Source organism: Streptomyces sp. NBC_00086 (assembly GCF_026343255.1).
Classification (GTDB): Bacteria; Actinomycetota; Actinomycetes; order Streptomycetales; family Streptomycetaceae; genus Streptomyces.
This window is the reverse complement of the sequence record NZ_JAPELZ010000001.1, coordinates 7,460,255-7,479,155: the sequence shown is the minus strand read 5'-3', so window position 1 is coordinate 7,479,155 and position 18,901 is coordinate 7,460,255. Positions and strand designations below refer to the sequence as shown.

The 18,901-nt window shown below is 73.8% G+C and carries 18 protein-coding genes; 10 read left to right on the top strand and 8 right to left on the bottom strand.

The features are described from left to right. A complete protein-coding gene (locus tag OG276_RS33905) occupies window positions 1-2,349 on the bottom strand; it encodes an FHA domain-containing protein (RefSeq protein WP_266911300.1) in 2,349 nt (782 codons plus the stop codon). Window positions 2,350-2,553: 204 nt separating this feature from the next. On the opposite strand from OG276_RS33905, the gene OG276_RS33900 reads away from it, so the two are divergent. The 5 genes from OG276_RS33900 to OG276_RS33880 all read left to right on the top strand — a co-directional run bounded on the left by OG276_RS33900 (window position 2,554) and on the right by OG276_RS33880 (window position 7,886). Continuing rightward, on the top strand, window positions 2,554-3,630 hold the full coding sequence (locus OG276_RS33900; protein WP_266911298.1) for a cation diffusion facilitator family transporter: 1,077 nt from the start codon (window positions 2,554-2,556) through the stop codon (window positions 3,628-3,630). A gap of 30 nt (window positions 3,631-3,660) precedes the next feature. Then, a complete protein-coding gene (locus OG276_RS33895; protein WP_266911296.1) occupies window positions 3,661-4,152 on the top strand; it encodes an NUDIX domain-containing protein in 492 nt (163 codons plus the stop codon). A gap of 43 nt (window positions 4,153-4,195) precedes the next feature. Next, window positions 4,196-5,452 carry a Tm-1-like ATP-binding domain-containing protein gene (locus OG276_RS33890; protein ID WP_266911294.1) on the top strand — a complete coding sequence of 419 codons (1,257 nt, stop codon included), beginning with the start codon at window positions 4,196-4,198 and terminating at the stop codon, window positions 5,450-5,452. Between the two features lie 113 nt (window positions 5,453-5,565). Continuing rightward, window positions 5,566-7,200, top strand: a complete 1,635-nt coding sequence (locus OG276_RS33885; protein ID WP_266911292.1) for a serine/threonine-protein kinase — start codon at window positions 5,566-5,568, stop codon at window positions 7,198-7,200. Beyond that, window positions 7,197-7,886: a hypothetical protein gene (locus OG276_RS33880; protein WP_266911290.1), complete on the top strand. Its 690-nt coding sequence runs from the start codon at window positions 7,197-7,199 to the stop codon at window positions 7,884-7,886. Before OG276_RS33885 ends, OG276_RS33880 begins: the two co-directional genes overlap by 4 nt. Here the strand turns inward: OG276_RS33880 and OG276_RS33875 are convergent. Together OG276_RS33875 and OG276_RS33870 are read right to left on the bottom strand one after the other, a co-directional pair. Further along, window positions 7,864-8,202: a DUF6191 domain-containing protein gene (locus OG276_RS33875; protein WP_266911288.1), complete on the bottom strand. Its 339-nt coding sequence runs from the start codon at window positions 8,200-8,202 to the stop codon at window positions 7,864-7,866. The two genes, OG276_RS33880 and OG276_RS33875, sit on opposite strands and share 23 nt — an antisense overlap. 349 nt (window positions 8,203-8,551) lie before the next feature. Next, window positions 8,552-9,841: an ATP-binding protein gene (locus tag OG276_RS33870; protein ID WP_266911286.1), complete on the bottom strand. Its 1,290-nt coding sequence runs from the start codon at window positions 9,839-9,841 to the stop codon at window positions 8,552-8,554. A 194-nt stretch (window positions 9,842-10,035) separates the two neighbouring features. Here OG276_RS33870 and OG276_RS33865 point away from each other — a divergent pair, with 194 nt between their 5' ends. After that, on the top strand, window positions 10,036-11,523 hold the full coding sequence (locus OG276_RS33865; RefSeq protein WP_266911284.1) for a hypothetical protein: 1,488 nt from the start codon (window positions 10,036-10,038) through the stop codon (window positions 11,521-11,523). Between the two features lie 39 nt (window positions 11,524-11,562). Here the strand turns inward: OG276_RS33865 and OG276_RS33860 are convergent, their stop codons facing one another. Next, the gene (locus tag OG276_RS33860) at window positions 11,563-11,799 is read right to left on the bottom strand and encodes a hypothetical protein (RefSeq protein WP_266911282.1); all 237 of its coding nucleotides are present in this window, start codon (window positions 11,797-11,799) and stop codon (window positions 11,563-11,565) included. A gap of 203 nt (window positions 11,800-12,002) precedes the next feature. Here OG276_RS33860 and OG276_RS33855 point away from each other — a divergent pair, with 203 nt between their 5' ends. Then, on the top strand, window positions 12,003-12,842 hold the full coding sequence (locus tag OG276_RS33855; RefSeq protein ID WP_266911280.1) for a serine protease: 840 nt from the start codon (window positions 12,003-12,005) through the stop codon (window positions 12,840-12,842). Between the two features lie 25 nt (window positions 12,843-12,867). On the opposite strand, the gene OG276_RS33850 is transcribed toward OG276_RS33855, so the two are convergent. From OG276_RS33850 to OG276_RS33840, 3 genes are read right to left on the bottom strand one after another with little or no spacing between them, the layout of a single operon-like run. After that, window positions 12,868-13,362, bottom strand: coding sequence for an NUDIX domain-containing protein (locus tag OG276_RS33850; protein WP_266911278.1), 495 nt, complete (start codon window positions 13,360-13,362; stop codon window positions 12,868-12,870). A gap of 27 nt (window positions 13,363-13,389) precedes the next feature. Beyond that, the gene (gene lnt / locus OG276_RS33845) at window positions 13,390-15,036 is read right to left on the bottom strand and encodes an apolipoprotein N-acyltransferase (RefSeq protein WP_266911276.1); all 1,647 of its coding nucleotides are present in this window, start codon (window positions 15,034-15,036) and stop codon (window positions 13,390-13,392) included. Between the two features lie 40 nt (window positions 15,037-15,076). Beyond that, window positions 15,077-15,592: a hypothetical protein gene (locus tag OG276_RS33840; RefSeq protein WP_266911274.1), complete on the bottom strand. Its 516-nt coding sequence runs from the start codon at window positions 15,590-15,592 to the stop codon at window positions 15,077-15,079. Window positions 15,593-15,673: 81 nt separating this feature from the next. On the opposite strand from OG276_RS33840, the gene OG276_RS33835 reads away from it, so the two are divergent. Further along, window positions 15,674-16,159: a VOC family protein gene (locus OG276_RS33835; RefSeq protein ID WP_266911272.1), complete on the top strand. Its 486-nt coding sequence runs from the start codon at window positions 15,674-15,676 to the stop codon at window positions 16,157-16,159. Window positions 16,160-16,174: 15 nt separating this feature from the next. Here the strand turns inward: OG276_RS33835 and OG276_RS33830 are convergent, their stop codons facing one another. After that, complete coding sequence (locus OG276_RS33830; RefSeq protein ID WP_266911270.1) at window positions 16,175-17,206, bottom strand: NAD(P)/FAD-dependent oxidoreductase; 1,032 nt, start codon at window positions 17,204-17,206, stop codon at window positions 16,175-16,177. A gap of 133 nt (window positions 17,207-17,339) precedes the next feature. Between OG276_RS33830 and OG276_RS33825 the strand changes: the two genes are divergently transcribed. Together OG276_RS33825 and OG276_RS33820 are read left to right on the top strand one after the other, a co-directional pair. Continuing rightward, complete coding sequence (locus OG276_RS33825) at window positions 17,340-17,939, top strand: TetR/AcrR family transcriptional regulator (RefSeq protein ID WP_266911269.1); 600 nt, start codon at window positions 17,340-17,342, stop codon at window positions 17,937-17,939. Then, window positions 17,936-18,901 carry an ADP-ribosylglycohydrolase family protein gene (locus OG276_RS33820; RefSeq protein ID WP_266911267.1) on the top strand — a complete coding sequence of 322 codons (966 nt, stop codon included), beginning with the start codon at window positions 17,936-17,938 and terminating at the stop codon, window positions 18,899-18,901. The genes OG276_RS33825 and OG276_RS33820 overlap by 4 nt, the downstream gene beginning before the upstream one ends.

Genomic DNA, 18,901 nt, shown 5'->3' with positions numbered 1-18,901 from the left:
CTACTTCCGCATGATGGTCGGCTCGTGGCGGCGCAGCACCCGGCCCGTCAGCACGCCGAACAGCACGGCCAGGGCTGCCAGCATCCCCACCTCGATGAGCCACAGGCGGGGCTTGTGGTCGAAGAGCGGGTCCTGGGTGATCTTGCCGGGCACGATGGCGCCGAGGTCGATGGTGGCCGACATCGCGCCCATGGCCCAGCGGGCCGGTACGAACCAGGCGAACTGTTCGATGACGAGGACCCCGGTGAGTTTCAGCAGGGAGCCGCAGAAGACGACCTGCACGATGGTGAGCAGGACCAGCAGCGGCATGGTGACCTCTTCCTTGGACACCAGGGCGGAGATCAGCAGTCCGAGCACCATGGCGGTGACGGACAGCATGGCGACGACGAGGGTGATCTCGATGAGCGGGGGCAGGAAGAGGCCCTTGCCATCGGGGGCGTTGGTCTTGACTCCGGCGAGGCCGACGAGGGTGAGGACCACCGCCTGGCCGATGGTGACGGCGCCGAGGACCACCACCTTGGACATCAGGTAGGCGGACCGGGAGAGCCCCACGGCGCGTTCGCGCTGGTAGATGACGCGTTCCTTGACCAGTTCGCGAACGGCGTTGGCGGCTCCGGTCAGGACTCCGCCGACGCACAGGATGAACAGGGCGTTGAGCGCCGTCTCCGCGGTGAGTTCGCTGCCGGCCAGGGCGCGGGCCATGGCGCCCATGACGAAGGGCAGGGCGACCATGATGATCAGGAAGGTGCGGTCGGCGCTGAGCACGGCGGCGTAGCGGCGGATCAGGGTGGAGAGCTGCGAACCCCAGCTCTGTGCCTTGGGCGGTGGCTTCGGCGGGACGCCCGCGGCCCGGTCGGCGGCCCCCGCGAGCGGGACCCCGCCGGCGACCTCGACGTAGCGGCGGTACAGCGGTGAGGCCCGGTGCTCCCCGGCCCAGTCGCGCTCGCGCTCGTTCTCGAAGGCTTCGAAGGCCTCGGGCCACTGGTCGAAGCCGAAGAAGCCGAGCGCCTCGTCCGGGGGCCCGTAGTAGGCGATGCGGCCGCCGGGCGCGAGGACGAGGAGGCGGTCGCAGACGCTCAGGTTGAGGACGCTGTGGGTGACGACGATGACGGTGCGGCCGTCGTCGGCGAGGCCGCGCAGCATGTTCATCACCGAGCGGTCCATGCCCGGGTCGAGCCCGGAGGTGGGCTCGTCCAGGAAGAGCAGGGAGGGCTTGGTCAGCAGTTCCAGGGCGACGGAGACCCGTTTGCGCTGGCCGCCGGAGAGGCTGTGGATGGGCTGGTCGGCGCGCTGCTGGAGGCCGAGTTCGCCGATCACCTCGTCGACCCGGGCCTCGCGTTCGGCCTTGGCGGTGTCCTGCGGGAAGCGCAGCTCGGCGGCGTAGACGAGGGCGCGGCGCACGGTGAGCTGGGCGTGCAGGATGTCGTCCTGCGGGACGAGGCCGATGCGGCTGCGCAGTTCGGCGTAGTCCCGGTAGAGGTCGCGGCCGTCGTAGAGGACGGTGCCCTGGTCGGCGGGGCGCAGGCCGGTCAGTGCGCCGAGCAGGGTGGACTTGCCGGCGCCGCTGGGGCCCACCACCGCGAGCAGGGTGGTGGCGCCGACGGGGAAGGAGACGCCGTCGAGGAGGGTCTTGCGGCCGTGGTCGACGGCCACGCCGAGGTTCTGGACGTCGAGGGAGACCTCGCCGGTGTCCACGTACTCCTGCAGCTGGTCGCCGACCAGGCAGAAGGCGGAGTGGCCGACGCCGACGATGTCGCCCTCCCCGATGGCGGCCGCTCCGGCGAGGCGCGCACCGTTGAGGTAGGTGCCGTTGTGGCTGCCGAGGTCGGCGATCTCGTACCTGCCGTCGGGGCGGACGCGCAGTTCGGCGTGGTGGCGGGAGACGACGAGGTCGTTGACGACGAGGTCGTTGTCGGGGGCTCGGCCGATGCGGACGGCGGCCCGGTCGGCCAGCGGGCGCACCGAGGTCGGCTGCCTGAAGGTGCTGGTCATGTCGGGGCGGGAGACCGAGGCGGGGCGGGAGACGACGGCCGGTTCGGCGAAGCGGACGCGCGGTCCGTCGGCAGCGCTGCCGAAGCGCAGTTCGCTGCCGACGCCGACCGCCCACTCGCGGACGCGGTAGCCGTCGACCCAGGTTCCGTTGGTGCTGTCCTCGTCCTCCAGCGTCCAGTGGTCGCCGTCCGGACGCAGCACCGCGTGGTGCCAGGAGACGCGGGCGTCGTCGAGGCAGATCTCGCAGAGGGGGTCCCGGCCGACGTGGTACGTCCGGCGCGGGCTCATCGCGGTGGAGCCCCTGTCCGTTTCCAGGAGGAGCTCTGGCGCGGTCGGCACACCGGGGCGCTGGGCCATGGGCCGATTTTCCCACGATCCGGCGAGCCCGGCATAACCGCAGGTCAGGCGGGCGTTATGGGTAATGACAACGGTCCCCGTTGCAGCCTTTGCCCATCGCCTTGAGGTGCGCTTCACTTCAGACGACGCGTACGGAATTTCGTCCGACGCGTACGGGAGCGCCATCCGCGCGCACGCCACGCGCCACGACTCACGGGGGACACCATGAGCGCGCACGACCACGCGCAGCACGACCGCTACACCGTCGGCACGGCCGGCCACGAGGGCCCCGAAGACCACCGCGGCCACGGCGGCCACGAGGGGCCCGGTCACGGTCACGCGGGCCACAGCCACGGTGTCGCCGCCGACGCGGACCGCCGCTGGCTCGGCATCGCCCTCGGCCTGATCGCTGGCTTCATGGCCATCGAGGTGGTCATCGGCGTCCTGGCGCACTCCCTGGCCCTGATCTCCGACGCCGCGCACATGCTGACGGACGCCGTCTCGATCGTCCTGGCGCTGATCGCGATGCGGCTGGCCGCCCGGCCGGCGCGCGGTGGATTCACGTACGGCCTCAAGCGGGCGGAGATACTTTCCGCCCAGGCCAACGGCCTCACCCTGCTGCTGCTGGCGGTCTGGCTTGCGTACGAAGCCGTACGGCGGCTGCTCGATCCGCCGCCCGTGGAGGGCGGGCTGGTGCTGGTGACGGCGCTGGCCGGGATCGTCGTCAACATCGTGGCGGCCTGGTGCATCTCGAAGGCGAACCGCACCTCGCTCGCGGTGGAGGGCGCCTACCAGCACATCCTCAACGACCTGTTCGCCTTCATCGGCACCGCCGTCGCCGGTCTGATCGTGCTCACCACCGGCTTCCGGCAGGCCGACTCGATCGCCTCGCTCGTCGTGGTCGTCCTGATGGTCAAGGCGGGCTACGGACTGGTCCGCGAGTCCGGCCGGATCCTGCTGGAGGCCGCTCCGGCCCACGTGGACCCGGACACGGTCGGCGACCGCCTGGTCGGGCAGCCCCCGGTCACCGAGGTCCACGACCTGCACATCTGGACCATCACCTCCGGGCAGGCCGCGCTCTCCGCGCACGTGCTGGTGGCCCCGGAGGGCGACTGCCACGCCGTGCGCCGGGACCTGGAGGCCCTGCTGGCGAAGGAGTACGGGATCACGCACACCACCCTCCAGGTGGACCACGCCCAGGACTCCCTGCTCACCGTGGGGCGCCCCGGCGAGGACCGGCCCGACGCGCACTGCGCGGACGCCCACGGCCCGGTCCACCGCCAGGGCCCGCACGATCACTGAGGTGCGCCCGGACGGGGTAGGGATGGGGCCATGACCGCGAAGCGCAGCGCCGGGCTCCTCCTGTTCCGCCAGCACCCCGGGGCCGGGGTGGAGATCCTGCTCGGCCACATGGGCGGCCCGCTCTGGGAGCGCCGGGACGCGGGCGCCTGGGCGATCCCGAAGGGTGAGTACGGCCCCGAGGAGACCCCGCGCGACGCGGCCCGCCGGGAGTTCGAGGAGGAGGTCGGGCTGCCTCCGCCGGAGGGTCCGTACCTGCCGCTGGGCGAGGTGCGGATGATCGGCGGGAAGCTGGTGACGATCTGGGCGGTACGGGCGGACCTGGATCCGGCCCTCGCGGTGCCCGGCACCTTCACCATGGAGTGGCCGCCGAAATCGGGGCGGACGGCGGAGTTCCCCGAGCTGGACCGGGTGGAGTGGTTCGCTCCCCCGGTGGCCAGGACCAAGCTGGTGGTGTCTCAGATTCCCTTCCTGGAACGGCTGTTGGAGCTGCTGGGGAACGACGGTCAACCAGGGTTGACCTGACCTTTACTTGCCAACAAACCCCACCTGCATGGACATTGCACGTATGACGAACGTCGTGCTGGTGGGAACCCTGGACACCAAGGGTGTGGAGTACGGCTGGCTGCGCGAGAGGCTGCTGCGCGCCGGCGTCGAAGTGATCACGGTCGACACAGGAATCATGAACGAGCCCCGCGTGCCCGCCGACGTACCGCGCGAAGCGGTGGCGCGGGCCGCGGGAACGGAACTGTCCGAACTGCGCGCGGCCGCCGACCGGGGTGCGGCCGTCACCACGATGGCCCGGGGCGCGGAAGCGACCCTCTTACGCCTGCACGCCGAGGGCCGGCTGCACGGAGTGCTCGCGATAGGCGGCAGCGGCGGGACCTCCATCGCCACCCGGGCGATGCGCGCACTGCCGCTCGGCGTTCCGAAGGTGATGGTCTCCTCGATGGCGTCCGGGGACGTGGCCCCGTACGTCGGATCCGCGGACATCACCATGATGTACAGCGTCGTGGACATCGCGGGGATCAACAGCGTCTCCGCTCCGGTCATGGCCAATGCCGTCGCGGCCGTCGCCGGGATGGCCGAGGCCTACGCGCGCTCCGCCCTGGAACTGCGCCGGCCGGCCCTGCTGGGCTCGGGGCCGCGGCCGCTGATCGCGGCGAGCATGGCGGGCGTGACCACGATCGGCGTGGACGCGGCCCGCGAACGCCTGACCGAACTGGGCTACGAGGTACTGGTCTTCCACGTCAGCGGAACCGGCGGCCGGACCCTGGAGACCCTGGCCGGCCAGGGGATCTTCGCCGGGGTCCTCGACCTCACCCTCAGCGAGCTCGCCGACGACCTGTGCGGCGGCATCCTGACCGCCGGGCCCGACCGGCTCAGCGCCGCCGGGCGGGCCGGGATCCCGCAGGTGGTGAGCCTGGGGGCGCTGGACATGGTGAAGTTCGGCCCGATGGAGAGCCTGCCCGAACGGGTCCGCTACCGCCGGGTCCGCGTCCACAACCCCTCGATCACGGTGATCCGTACGACCGGGGCCGAGTGCGCCGAGCTCGGCCGCCGGGTCGCCGCCAAACTCCGTGCGGCCACCGGCCCCACGGCCGTCTGCGTACCGTTGCGCGGACTGTCCACGCTCGGCGCTCCCGGCGGGCCCTACCATGACCCCGACGCCGACGGAGCGCTGTTCTCGGCGCTGCGCGAAGGCCTGCGGGGAAGCGCCGCGCGGATCCACGACTACGACACCCACATCAACGATCCGGCTTTCGGGCGGGCGGCGGCCGACCGGCTGCACTCCATGATCGGAGCGCGGGCCGCTGCGGCCTGATCCGGGCTCCCCCGACAGGGAACCGGCCGTGGCGGAATTGTGTCCCAGGTGATGGCCGGTCCCCTGGAAGGAGCGGCTCCGGGGCGCGGTCACGCCACGGCAAGGGGGAAGGCATGAACGGCGTGTGGTCGGTTCCCGGTTACTCGCAGGTCCGCGAGCTCGGTTCGGGTGCCAGCGGCCGCGTGGTCCTCGCGGTCCACGAGGTCACCGGCACGGCCGTCGCGGTGAAGTACCTGAACGACCGGATGCTGGAGAACCCGGTCTTCGTCCGGGAGTTCCGGGCGGAGGCCCAGCTGCTCGGCGCCCTGCGCTCCCCGTACGTGGTGGGGCTGTACGAGTACGTCGAGGCGCCCGGCGGCGCCGCGATCGTCATGGAGCTCGTGGACGGCATCCCGCTGAACGCCCTCCTCAAGCAGTGCGGGCGGACCGGACCGGAGGCGGCGCTGGTGCTGCTGAAGGGCTCCTTGCTGGGGCTGGCCGACGCGCACCGGGCCGGTGTGGTCCACCGGGACTACAAGCCGGCGAACGTCCTGGTCGCGGCCAACGGGACCTCCAAGCTGGTGGACTTCGGCATCGCCACCCCCCTGGGCACCACGCCCGGGGCGGCGGGCACCCCCGCCTACATGGCCCCCGAGCAGTGGCAGGGCCGGCCCGCCTCGCCCGAGGCCGACGTGTACGCGGCGACGGCGACCTTCCTCGAATGCCTGACGGGCCGCAAGCCGTACGACGGGCAGAACTTCGCCGAGCTCGCCGTCCAGCACATCGAGGCGCCGGTCCCGGAGACCGAGGCGCCCGAGCCGGTGCGCCCGCTGATCCGGCGGGGACTGGCGAAGGCTCCCGAACAACGGCCCGCGAACGCCGAGGCGTTCGTCGCGGAGCTGGAGGCGGTGGCCCTGGCGGCGTACGGGCCCCAGTGGGAGGAGCGCGGACAGCGCAAGCTGGCCGCGATGGCGGCCCTGCTGCCCCTGCTGTTCCCCTCCGCGGCCGCCCCGGCCCAGGGCGTCACCGCACTGGCCACGACGGTCCTGCCGCCGCGCCCGCCCTGGAGCCCGGGCGGGCGGGGTCTGCTCGCGGCGGGGGCCGCGCTCGTGCTCGGGCTGGTGGCCGTACTCGGCTACCAGGCGGTGGGCTCGGAGCCGGGCGGCGCGAAGGCGCTGAACGCCTTCGCCACGTCGAGCGCTTCGGCGCCCGCCCCCGGCAGCAGCCCGTTCCCGACGCCGTCGGCCTCGCCGAGCCGGAGCACCGGCCCGAGCCCGTCGGCGAGTCCGACCGGTACGACGCCGTCGCCGTCCGCGTCGGTGTCCGGGTCCGCGTCCGCGTCCGCGTCCGCCACGCCCACGTACAGCGGCCCGCCGTCCCCGACGCCGACCCCCACCACATCCCCGACACCCACGCCCACGGTCACGCCGAGCCCGAGCCCGAGCGTGATCGTGTCCTCGGTGTCCGTCACCCTCAAAGCCTCGCCCACGGTCGGTGAAGCGACCGTGAGCCTCGACGCCAAAGGCGGGCCCGTCACCGTGCTCTTCGAGTGGTTCCTCGGCGACGCGCCGAACGACCTCGCCGTCGCGGACGGCACCGACCGGGTCACCGCGCCCGCCGGTTCTCTGACCTCGCTGTCGCAGCAGCACAGCTTCACGCGGCGCAGCGGCTGCTACCTGACGGTGCGCGCCTCCACCGAGCCCGCCGCCCCCAAGCGGTACGCGTACGCGACCGTCCAGATCCCGCGCTGCACGGTGGCGCCCCAATGACCGGGCCGCACGCCCCGCAGGGCGACGACGACTACAGCGCCACCGTGCTCGGCAGCCACTGGATCACCGGACCGCCCCAGGGCACCGAGCGGACCGAGCGGCTCGACGGCGCCGGCGCGACCGAACGCACGGGCGCGACCGCAGGCACCGACGCGACCGCACGGTTCGACGTGCCGGTGGGTGCCGTGCCGGACCGCGTCGAGGGGTCCGTGCTGCGCTTCGGACCGGGGGTGACGGCCGCCCTCCCGCTGCCGTTCCCGGTCGCCCCGGTACCCCGCACACGCCGCCGGCCAGGCGAATGGCGGCGCTACACCCTGGCCGCCGTGGTCCTGATCGGGGTCCTGTGCTACCTGGGCTGGCAGCGCTACGGCCCGGCCCTGGAGGTCCGGGACGTGGCGGTCACCACCGATGCCAAGGGTCCGGGCTGCGACGGCACCGCCGACGTGGTGGCGGTCGTGCAGACCAACGGGCGGCCGGGGACCCTCACGTACCGCTGGCTGCGCAGTGACGGCACCCGCTCCGAGCAGCTCACCGAACGCGTGCCGAGCGGCCGCAAGGAGGCCCGCCTGCACCTGCTGTGGACCTTCCAGGGCGCGGGCACCTACCCCGCGAAGGCCGAGCTCGAACTCGTCTCGCCCGTACGGCACACGGCCGCGGCGGAGTTCACGTACCGCTGCCGCCCGTAGCGGGGGAGGCAGCGGGCATGCGGATCACCGCGAGCCCGCCGTCGAGGTCGACACGGGACCGGGGCGGGGCGCCGTCCTCCTCGTCGTCGCGCATGACCAGGGCGCTCTGCCGCTCCTTGAGCTCGTTCTGCTTGCCCGGCGAGAAGCTCGCGTGCAGTTGCTCGAAGCCGGTCGCGGACATCTGCCCCTGGCGGCCGTTCCACCGCCAGGGCAGTACACCGGCGCGGCCCGCGCGCTCCAGCACGAGGTCGAGGAAGGCGACGGCGGTGAGCAGCAGCGCCAGCCCCGGAAGGGTCATGAAGACGACGAAGGCCATGGCCCGACCCTAACCCCGGCCCTCGGCCCCGGCCCAGGTCCCTGCTCCGTCCTCCTTTCGGCCGGCGGCCCGGCCCCTCAACCCGGTCCTTCCGGCGGGGCGATCGTGGCCGTGCGGCCGAGGCGCCGCCACCCCCGCCCCTGGTTGACTCGAATGTGTTGGCGAGGGCATCAGGGATGGCCCTCACGGCACCCTTGCTGCCACGTTCCAGCCGGCGATACACCCCAACGGAACGTGGCCGTCCCGCACGGATGCCAAGTCCGCGCGGGAGGCCCGCAGCCGCTTTGGGGAGTGGCTGCGGGCCGTCTTGCCTGCCCGTCCGTGGCGGGCAGCTCGGAGCGCTTCTTCCTCAGAAGCGGGCGTGCGCGGTGATGTCCGCCGCGAACTCCCCCGTCATCGCCGGGGTCACCGTCGGCCGGCACTGCGCCACCGCCGCCAGGTAGTCCTGCGTGCTCGCGCCCAGTTGGGCCGCCGCCGCGCCGCGCGCGCCCACCGCCTCCAGGTCCCGCTCGAAGGACACCTGCGCCGCGATCCTTGCCGCGTGCTCGATGTCGGCCGGGGTGAACAGCTCGCTCGCCTCGACCAGCGCCGCCACGTCCACATCGGGACGGCCCGCCGTGTACCGGGCCCAGATCGCGGCGCGCGCGCCCGCGTCCGGGGTGCCGATCGGGATCAGGTAGTCGAAGCGGCCGGGGCGCAGGAAGGCCGGGTCGAGGGAGCGGATGGAGTTCGTCGCGCAGACCAGCAGCCGTTCGTCGCCCTCGCGGAAGCCGGGTATCAGCTTGAGCAGTTCGTTGGTCACCCCGTGGATCCCGCCGGGCTGGGCCGGTTCGGTGCGCACGGGCGCGATCTCCTCGACCTCGTCGATGAAGACGAGCACCCGTTCCAGCTCGGCGATGCGGGCGAACGCGTCGCGCAGCGCCGCCGCGAGGTTCCCCTCGTCGGCGAGGCGGGAGGGCAGCAGTTCCACGAAGGGCCAGCCGAGGCGGGAGGCGATGGCCCGGGCGAAGGTGGTCTTGCCGGTACCGGGCGGGCCGAAGAGGGTGATGGCGCGCGGCGGGCGCACCCCGTGCGCGGCGGCCCGCTCGGGCTCGGCGAGCGGCAGCACCACGCGGCGCTCGATGAGGTCCTTCTCCGTCTCCATGCCGGCGACCTTGGTCCACAGGTCGTTCGGCAGGAAGCGGCCGCCGAGGTCGTCCAGGAGGCCGGCGGCCGGGCCGTGCAGGGGCTCGGTCTTCTCGAAGTAGGCGACGGCGGGCTGGCGGGTGTAGCCGGCGTTGAGCAGGCCCTCGCCGAGCAGGTCCTCCTCGGGCAGGACGTACGCGATGCGCCCGACGCGGGCGGCGATGAGCCGCCGCTCCAGCTCCACGAGCAGCGCGCTGGCCAGGCCGCGGCCGCGCCAGCCGGCGGCGATGGCGATGCGCATGACCCAGGCGCGTTCGCCGGTGACGCAGGCGAGGGCGGCGCCGATGGGGACGCCCTGGTGGACGGCGACCACGCAGGGCTGCCGGTCGGTGAGGGCGCTGATGCATTCGGCGAGTGAGAAGACCGACTCCTGGCCGAGTTCGGCCGTGGTGTCGATCAGATGGACAACGGCCGCGAGATCGCTCTCGCGGTAGTCGTGGATCAGCCAGTTCACCGGGTACCGCCCCTCGTTCGTGCTCCTGCGTGCCTGCCGCGTGCCGGTTGCGCACCTTGCTGCCGCGAGGCTAGGGGCGGACGGGCCCGTTGATCACGCTCCGTCGTGCACAACACCCGGTCCGGGAACCCTCCGTATCGTCCATAGACTGGTGGTTTCTGCCCGAACTGATGCCCGAGGATCCGTACGCCTTCATGACTTCCCACATATCCACCGGCATCCGACGGCCGTATCCCATATGGCTGGCTCCGGTCCTCTGGACCCTGGCGCTCGGCCTGTGGGGACTTTCCCGGCAGAACAGCGTGTGGCGGGACGAGGCGGCGACCTGGCAGGTGGCGGAGCGCTCCCCCGCTGAGATCTGGCAGCTCCTCGGGAATGTGGACGCGGTCCACGGCCTGTACTACCTGCTGATGCACGTGCTCTTCGAGGTGTTCGGGGCGAGCACGACCACCCTGCGCCTCCCCTCGGTGCTGGCGGTGGCGGTCGCCGCCGCCTGTGTGGCGCTGATCGGGCGCCGGCTGGCGGGCCCGTGGGCCGGGCTGGGCGGCGGGCTGGCCCTCGGGCTGCTGCCGGCCGTGCAGTTCCAGCTCCAGGAGGGCCGGTCCTACGCCCTGATCGCGGGCGGGGCCGGACTGTCGACCCTGCTCCTGGTCTCTTTGATCGCGGGCACCGGAACCGATCCCGGGCGGTGGCGGACCCTGCCGCGCTGGACGGCGTACGGGGCTCTCGTGCTGGTCTGCGCCCTGCTGAACTGGTTCTCCCTGCTGATCCTGCCCGCCCACGCGGTGACCCTGTGGTGGGCGCGGGCCCGGCGCGGTGTCGTGGCGCCCTGGCTGCTCGCCTCGGCGGCGGCCGTGGCGGGGGCGCTGCCGCTGATCCTGTTCAGCCGGACCCAGTCCGGCCAGGTCTCCTGGATACCGCCGCTGACCTGGCACATGATGATCGGCCCGGGCGTCCTGCTGGCGGTCGGCGCGCTCGGCGCGTGGGCGGACCGCGGGAACGGGCCGCGCACCGGTCTCCCCGCCCGGCTGACGGCGGCCTCGGTCGGGCTGCCGCTGCTGGCGGTGCCCCTGCTGGGGCTGGCCGCCGCCTCCCTGATCCAGCCGCTGTTCCTGGACCGGTACGTGCTGTTCTCCATGCTGGGTCTGGCCCTGCTGATCGGTGCGGCGCTGGGCGCGGCCGTACGGGCCCTCGCGCCCCGGTACCCGAAGGCCTCGGGCGCACTCGTGCCGGTCGTGGTCGCGGTCTCGGCGGCGGCGCTGCTGCCCGTGGCCCTGGCCGACCGGTCTCCGGCCAGCCGGGTGGACGACGTCCTGGCGGTGGCCGGGGAGGTGTCCGCGCTGAAGCGGGACGGCGACGCGGTGCTCTTCGTCCCGGCGGCCCGGCGGGACACCGCACTGGTCTCGCCCGGGGCGTTCGCCGGCCTGAAGGACATCGCGCTGTCCCGCGGCCCCGCCGAGTCGGGCACCCTCAAGGGCGAGGAGGCCGACCCGGCACGGATCTCGGCGGCCCTGCGGGAGCAGCGGCGGGTCCTCCTGGTGACGGACTCGCGGAAGGCGGCGAAGCCCTCGGGCTCCCCGGCCGACCGGGCGAAGGCGGCCGTCCTGCGGGCCGAGTTCACCGTGGTGGAGGACCGGGAGGTCCGCGGCCGCCGGGTGACGGTGTACGAGCGGCGCGACTGACGGCGCAGCGCCTGGCAGGCCGTCCGGCCATCCGTCCGGCTATCCGTCCGCCCGCTTGCGGTCCACCGGGGTGGGGACCTCGACGGGGCCCCCGCGGCGGCGTCCGGACCAGGGCGCGGGCACCGCGTCGATGCGGTGGGCCAAGGCGTAGGCGACCGCCTCGTAGTCGACGCGCCGGCCGCGGAAGTGCGGCCAGGCCTGCTCCGGATCGCGTGCCAGGGCCACCCCGCGCTCGCGCATCCGTACGACCCCGTCGAGGAACTCCTCGTAGGTCAACTCGATGGGGTCCTCCGGCAGCGGATCGGGATCGTAGGCGATGCCCTCCTCGTGGGCGCGCTGTCCGGGCCGGCGCGCGATCCGGGCCGGGGGCGGAGCCGATCCGGCCCGTGAAGGGGCTCGTCGGCCTCCTCGGACGATTCACAGCGGATTCATACGGATTCCCCGGCTCCGGTCACAGGTTGCCCCGTGAGGCTCGGAGCATGATCCAGCGCCTCCCCTCCCGACCGGACCGCCGCTCCCGCGCCCGTGCCCGCGACCGGCGCGCTGCGCGGATCCTGCTCGCCCTGGCCACCATGGCGGCCCTGCTCGGCGTCGACTCCCCCGACGCACCGGCCGAACCGCCGCTCGGCGTCACCGTCACGGCCTCCGCCGACGAGACGGCCGGGCGGGTCGGCGCGCTCTTCGCGGGCGGGCTCGACGGCGGCCACTTCTGCACCGCCTCCGTGGTGCGCAGCCGGGACCGCGATGTGATCGTCACCGCCGCGCACTGCCTGGGCAGCCCCGACACCACCGTGTTCGCCCCGGGCTACCGCGACGGCGCGGCCCCGTACGGCCTGTGGAAGCTGACCGGCGTGTACGTGGCCCCGGGCTGGACGGAAGGCGAGGACCCCGACGCCGACATCGCCTTCGCGACGGTGGCCCCGCTGGACGGCGGGCAGTCGGACGACTGGCAGTCGGAAGACGGACAGTCGGAAGACGGACAGTCGGTCGGACGGCAGATCGAGGACGTGGTCGGGGGCTTCCCGGTCGCGGCCGAGCAGACGGCCGACGCCACGGTGTCCCTCGTGGGCTATCCGAGCCGCAGCGAGTCCCCGCTGTACTGCGCCAACACCACGACCCTGTTCTCCGGGACCCAGCGCCGCATCGAATGCCCGGCCCTCACCGGCGGCACCAGCGGCAGCCCCTGGCTCGTCGACGGCGCACTGGCGGGGGTACTCGGAGGCTACGAGGGCGGCGGGACCGTGCCGGAGGTCTCGTACAGCGCGGTCATGGGCGAACAGGCCGTGGAGCTCTACCGCGAGGCCTCCGGCAACGGCTGAGCCCGGCCCGCCGGGGCCGGGGCGGTCAGGTGCCGAGGCCCACCGGGGCGGCGGCCTCGAACCAGGTCGGCTCGTCCCGCAGGGCCTGACGGATCCGGTCCACCGCGAAGGACTCCAGCGGCTCCGGCAGCGCGTCCGGCTCGAACCAGGCCACCTCCAGCGACTCGTTGTCGTTGACCCGCGCCTCCCCGCCCGTGGCCCGGCAGCGGAAGGTGATGTCCTGGAACTGGCAGACGTCCCCGTTCGGGTAGGTCATCGGCGGGAGCATCTGCACCAGCACCACGCGCTCCGGTACGCACCGCACCGCCGTCTCCTCGTACACCTCGCGCACCGCCGTGTCGGCCGGCTGCTCGCCGGGCTCCGCGATCCCGCCGACGACCGACCACCGTCCGGTGTCGGCGCGACGGCCCAGCAGGACCCGCCCCCGCTCGTCGACGACGACGGCGGTCACCCCCGGCAGCAGCAGCAACTGGTGACCGGCGGTGGCGCGCAGGGTACGGATGAAGTCAGGTGTGGTCATTCCCCGACCTTACGAGGCCCCGCGACCTTACGAGGCCCTGCGCATCCGGCGTACGAACGTCCAGCCGAGTCCGGCGGCGGCCACGGCCAGCAGGAGGTACTCGGCGAGCGGACCGAAACGGGTGGCGGGCGTTTCGGTGGAGCGCAGCGGAATCTCCGCGACCAGGGCGTCGGCCGTGAACAGCTTCGTCTGCTGGACGATCTCGCCGTCGGGGCGGATCACCGCGCTGACCCCGCTGGTGACGGGGACCAGTACGGTCCGGCTGTGCTCCACGGCCCGGACCCGGTCCATGGCGAGCTGCTGGTAGGTCATCTCGGTGCGGCCGAAGGTGGCGTTGTTGCTGGGCACCGCGATGACCTGGGCGCCGGCCCGGACGGTGGAGCGGACGGCGTCGTCGAAGGCGGCTTCGTAGCAGGTGACCATGCCGACTCCGCTGCCCGCCATGTCGAAGACGCCGGGTTCCTTGCCGGGGCCGAAGTCGCGCCGCACCCGGTCCACGTCGGAGCTGAAGAGCCGGACGAAGGAGCGCATCGGGATGCGCTCGCCGAAGGGCTGGATCTTCCGCTTGTCGTAGGTGTCCACGGGGCCCTTGACCGGGTCCCACAGGATCATCGTGTTGCGCAGCGGGCCGGTCTCCGGGGCCAGTACGGAGCCGATGGCGACGGGCACCCCGATGGTCTTGACCGCGTTGTCGATGACGCCGTAGGCGTCGGGTTCGGTGAACGGGTCGATGTCGGAGGAGTTCTCCGGCCAGACGACGAAGTCGGGCTTCGCGACCTTGCCGAGCTTGATGTCCTCGGCGAGCTGGATCGTGCGGTTGGCGTGGTTGTCCAGGACCTGGCGGCGCTGGGCGTTGAAGTCGAACCCGGCGCGCGGGACGTTGCCCTGGATGACGGCGGCCACCACGGTGCCGTCCTCGGCCGCGTCGGACACCAGCGGCTTGGCCGCCAGCGCCCCGGCGAGCGGGACGGCCACGGCGGTGGCGGCGAGCAGCGCGGCGGTGGCCCGGCGGGTGTCGGCGCCGACACGCAGGACCTCGTACAGCCCGAATCCGCACAGGGCCACGGCGAAGGAGAGCAGCGGGGTGCCGCCGAGCGCGGCGAGCGGCAGGAAGACGCCGTCGGGCTGGCCGAAGGCGAGCTTGCCCCAGGGGAAGCCCCCGAAGGGGGCCCGGGCGCGCAGTGCCTCGCCGCCGATCCAAACGGCGGCGCCCCACAGCGGCCAGCCGGGGAGCCGGCTGACGAGGGCGATGCCGAGGGTGGTGAGGCCCATCAGCAGGGATTCGAGGGTGACGAGCGCCAGCCACGGCACCGGGCCGACGCCCTCGCCGGTCCAGACGAGCAGCGGCAGCAGGAAGCCGAGCCCGTGCAGCACGCCGAGGCCGAAACCGGCCCGCGCGCGGCGCCCGTACAGGCACCAGCCGAGCAGGGCCAGGGCGAGGGGGGCCAGCCACCACAGGGGGCGGGGCGGGAAGCTGAGGTAGAGGAGCACTCCGGACAGGACGGCGAGCCCGGGCCGCGCCAGCCGTCCGGCCCACCGCCGCGCGGGGGAACCCGCCACGGCCCCTGCCCCGGACGCTTGCGTCCGCACGCCGTCCACCGCTTCCGCTTCCGTCTGCCCTCGCGGTTGGTTTCCGGCATCGTTCCCGGCCGCGCGGGTCGCACTGCTGCTCATCTGGCGGAGTGTACGTCCCCTCGCTGTGCAGGTGACGGAGTCAGTGGGCCAGCGCGCGCAGATGGGTGCGGATCACCCGGACCGCGCTCTCCGCGTCGTCGACCGTGACGGTGAAGAGCTTGCCGTCGCCGAGCCTCAGTTCCAGGCCTTCCCCGCGCCGGACGATGACGGCGGTGCCGCGCTCGGGACGCCAGCGGTAGCCCCAGCCGCCCCACTGCTGCGGGGTGATCCGCGGCACGTACTCGGCGGCCTCCACGTCCGTGAGCCGGATCCTGCGGCGCGGCAGCCCGATGTGCCCGCAGCGCACCTCGATGGCCTCGACGTCGACGGTGACGGCGACGTGCACGAAGGCGAGGGTGCCGAAGAGGATGAGCAGGCCCGCGGCGAGGCAGCCGATCACCGCCATGAGCAGCGCCACGATGCCGGCGCCCCAGGCGTGGTCGACGGCGAGCTCGATGCCCAGCGCGAGACAGGCCGCGCCGGCTCCGGCGAGGATCCACTGCACGCGGTTGGAGGCCCGGCCCGTCCAGAGCGGCCCCGGGGGGTGACCCGTCATGTGTAGCAGCGTACTCACGTTCCGCAGGGACGCCACCGGCTTCTTGACCTGAATCGCGCTTGAGGTCCTACGGTCACGGACATGACGAACATCGAGGCGGCAGAGGTGTCAGGACGGACGATCCCGGAGCGCTATCGCACGGCGGTGGTGCCGCACATCATGGTGGCCGACGCGGTCGGCGCCCTGGATTTCTACGCACGGGCCTTCGGGGCGGTGGAGGAGTTCCGGCTGGACGCACCGGGCGGCGGAGTCATCCACGCGGAGATACGGGTCGGCGGGGCGGTACTGATGCTCGGCGACACGGCCGGCGGCGGCTTCACCGCCCCGACCGCGCTCGGCGGGACGTCGGTGGCGCTGCACGTGTTCGTCGCGGACGTGGACGACCTCGTCCGGACGGCCGCGGCGGCGGGCGCGGAAGTGCTGCAGGAGCCCGCGGACCAGTTCCACGGCGACCGCACGGCCCACCTGCGCGACCCGTACGGACACACGTGGATCTTCTTGACCCACCTGGAGGACGTCTCGGGAGAAGAAGCGGAACGCCGACTGGCCGCGACCCCGACCGCCTAGGCCGACCGGGCCTCGCTAACCGGGCAGCAGGCCGACGAGCGCGTCCCGCAGGGCCGGGCGGCGGACCGTCATGAAGCGGTGCAGGGTCCGGGAGCCGAACGCCACCCGCTGCGCACTGCGACGGCGCTCGCCTTCGTACGCGCGCAGCGCGGCGGGCAGGCCGCCGGGTCCGCGGGCGGCAACGGCCCGGGTGAGCGCCTCCGCGTCGAGGAGCGCGGTGCAGGCGCCCTGGCCGAGGTTCGGCGTCATGGCGTGCGCCGCGTCGCCGACCAGGGCCACCGGTCCGGTCGGGGCCGTGCGGGTGAAGGAGGGCAGCGCCGGGTACAGGTGGCGCATCCGGTAGCGGATCCAGGTCTGCGGGTCGGTGTCGGCGAGCACGCGCGGGATGGGGTCGTGCCAGTCGGCGAAGGCGGCTCGCAGTTCCTGGGCGGTGGTTGCCTCGGGCACGGTGGCGTACCAGTTGGTGCGGCCGGGTTCGACCGGGGTCATCCCGAAGAAGCGGCCCCGGCCCCAGGTCTCGCCGTAGACGCCGGTCTCGAATCCGGCGGTGCCGATCCAGGCCGTGGAGCGGAGCTCGCGCGGCCGGCTCACGCCCTCGAAACGCTCGGCGCGGACCGCGCTGTTGATCCCGTCGGCGCCGACGAGGAGGTCCGCGCCCCGCGCGGCCGAAGCCTCGTAGGCCCGGCCGTACGCGATCTCCGCGCCCCCGAGCAGCGCGAGTTCGGCGAGCAGCGCGTCGATCAAGTAGGGCCGTGAGATGAGGAGTTCGGGCCGGCCCGCCCTGCGCTCGATCCGCTCCAGCGGAAGCGCGGCCAGGACCCGGCCGTCGGGCCGCCGGATCTGCGCGTCGCGGTACGGGACCGCGCGCGCCCGGAGCACCCCGCCGAGGCCGAGCCGGTCGAGGGCCTCCTGGGCCGCGGGGTGGATGCCGAGGGCGGTGCCGTACCGCTCCGACTCGACCCGGCGCTCCAGAACGGTCACCGCCCATCCGGCCCTGCGCAGACCGATGGCGGTGGCGAGGCCACCGACCCCGGCGCCGACGACCACCGCCGAGCCCCCTCGCCCAGCCCTGACCCCGGCACTCACGTCCACGGCACGCCCCCGCTCTGACCACTCCCACCGAACCACCACACCCGTGGTGCTACACCTGTGGTACCACGGGCGTGGTTATGCTGGCAACGTGAACCAGGACCGAAGGGACCGGCTGCGGGACGCGGCCATCGCGGTGCTCGCCGAGGCGGGCGGGCGGGGCCTGACGCACCGGGCCGTCGACGCGGCGGCCGACGTGCCGCTCGGTACGGCCAAGAACTACTTCCCGACCCGTGACGCGCTGCTGCAGGCGGTCGCCGGGCGCTGCCTGGAGCAGTACCGGGCACTGGCCGACGGGCTCGCGGGGGCCGGACCCGGACCCGCCGACCGGGCCGCACTCGCCGCGCTGCTCGCCGGACTGCTCCGCGATACGGCCGGACCCGGGCGGCCCCGCATGGTGGCGTACCTGGAGCTCCAGGCCGAGGCGACCCGAAGGCCGTGGCTGGCCGAGCTCCTGGACCCCATCGCGGCGGCGGACTTCGCGGCGTTCGGCCACCTGCTGGCCGCCGCCGGCCTGCCGGCCGGTCCGGAGCAGGCCCGCACCCTCACCCTCGCGCTGCACGGAGCCGTCCCCCACCTCCTGGCGGGCGCTCCTGCCACCCTGGCCGCGGCCGGCCTCACCGACCTGGACGCCTTCGCGCGCGGGGTGCTGGACCGCGTGTGCCCCGGACCGCGGGAGGAGACCCCGTGACCACCCGGACCGACCGTGCCGCCGGAGCCGTGCTCGGCTCTGCGGCCGGGGACGCGCTCGGCGCGCCCTACGAGTTCGGCCCCGCCGGGCAGTTGAGCGCCCGGGGCGAGGAGATGCGCGGTGGCGGCGGCTGGGATCCGGGCGAGGCCACCGACGACACGCAGATGGCCGTGCTGGTCGGGGAATCCCTGCTGGACTGCGGCGGACTCGAACTCCCCGACGTCTTCGGCCGGTTCCGGCGCTGGGCGGCCGGGGGCCCCAAGGACATCGGGCTGCAGACGAGGAGCGTGCTGGCGAGCGGCGACGCGTGGGACCTGGCAGCCGCGCTGCACTTCCAGGACACCGCACGGGCGGCGGGCAATGGTTCCCTGATGCGCGCCTCGACCTCGGCGGTGTACTTCGCCCCCGCCGGGCGGGAGCCGACCATGGACGCCGCCCGGCGGATCGCCGCGCTCACCCACGGGGACCGGGCCGCCTGGGAAGGCACGGCCGTCCTGCACGACCTCGTACGCGTGGCCCTCGACGGCGACGACCCCCTCTCCGCGCTCCCCGCGACGCTGGCGCAGGTGCATCCGGACCACCGCGAGCGGTACGGGCGGATCCTCGCCCCTGACTGGCATCCGGAGCTGGCCACCGAGGCCAACGGGGCGGTGTGGCCCTGCCTGGGCTCGGCGGTGTGGGCGCTGCGCACCACGAGGGGCTTCGCGGACGCCGTACGGGCCGCCGTGGACCTGGGCGGCGACACCGACACGGTGGCGGCGGTCACCGCCACCCTGGCCGGGGCGCGGTACGGCGCGGCGGCGGTCCCGGAGTCCTGGACGGCCCGGCTGCACGTACCGCTGCCGGGCTTCGGGGGCCGGGTCCTGGACGCCGCCGGGCTACGGGAACTGGCCCGGCGCCTCGCGGAGGCCGGGGCCGACGCGGTGGCGGCTCCGGGGCAGCAGCGGCAGCCCGGCTGCTGA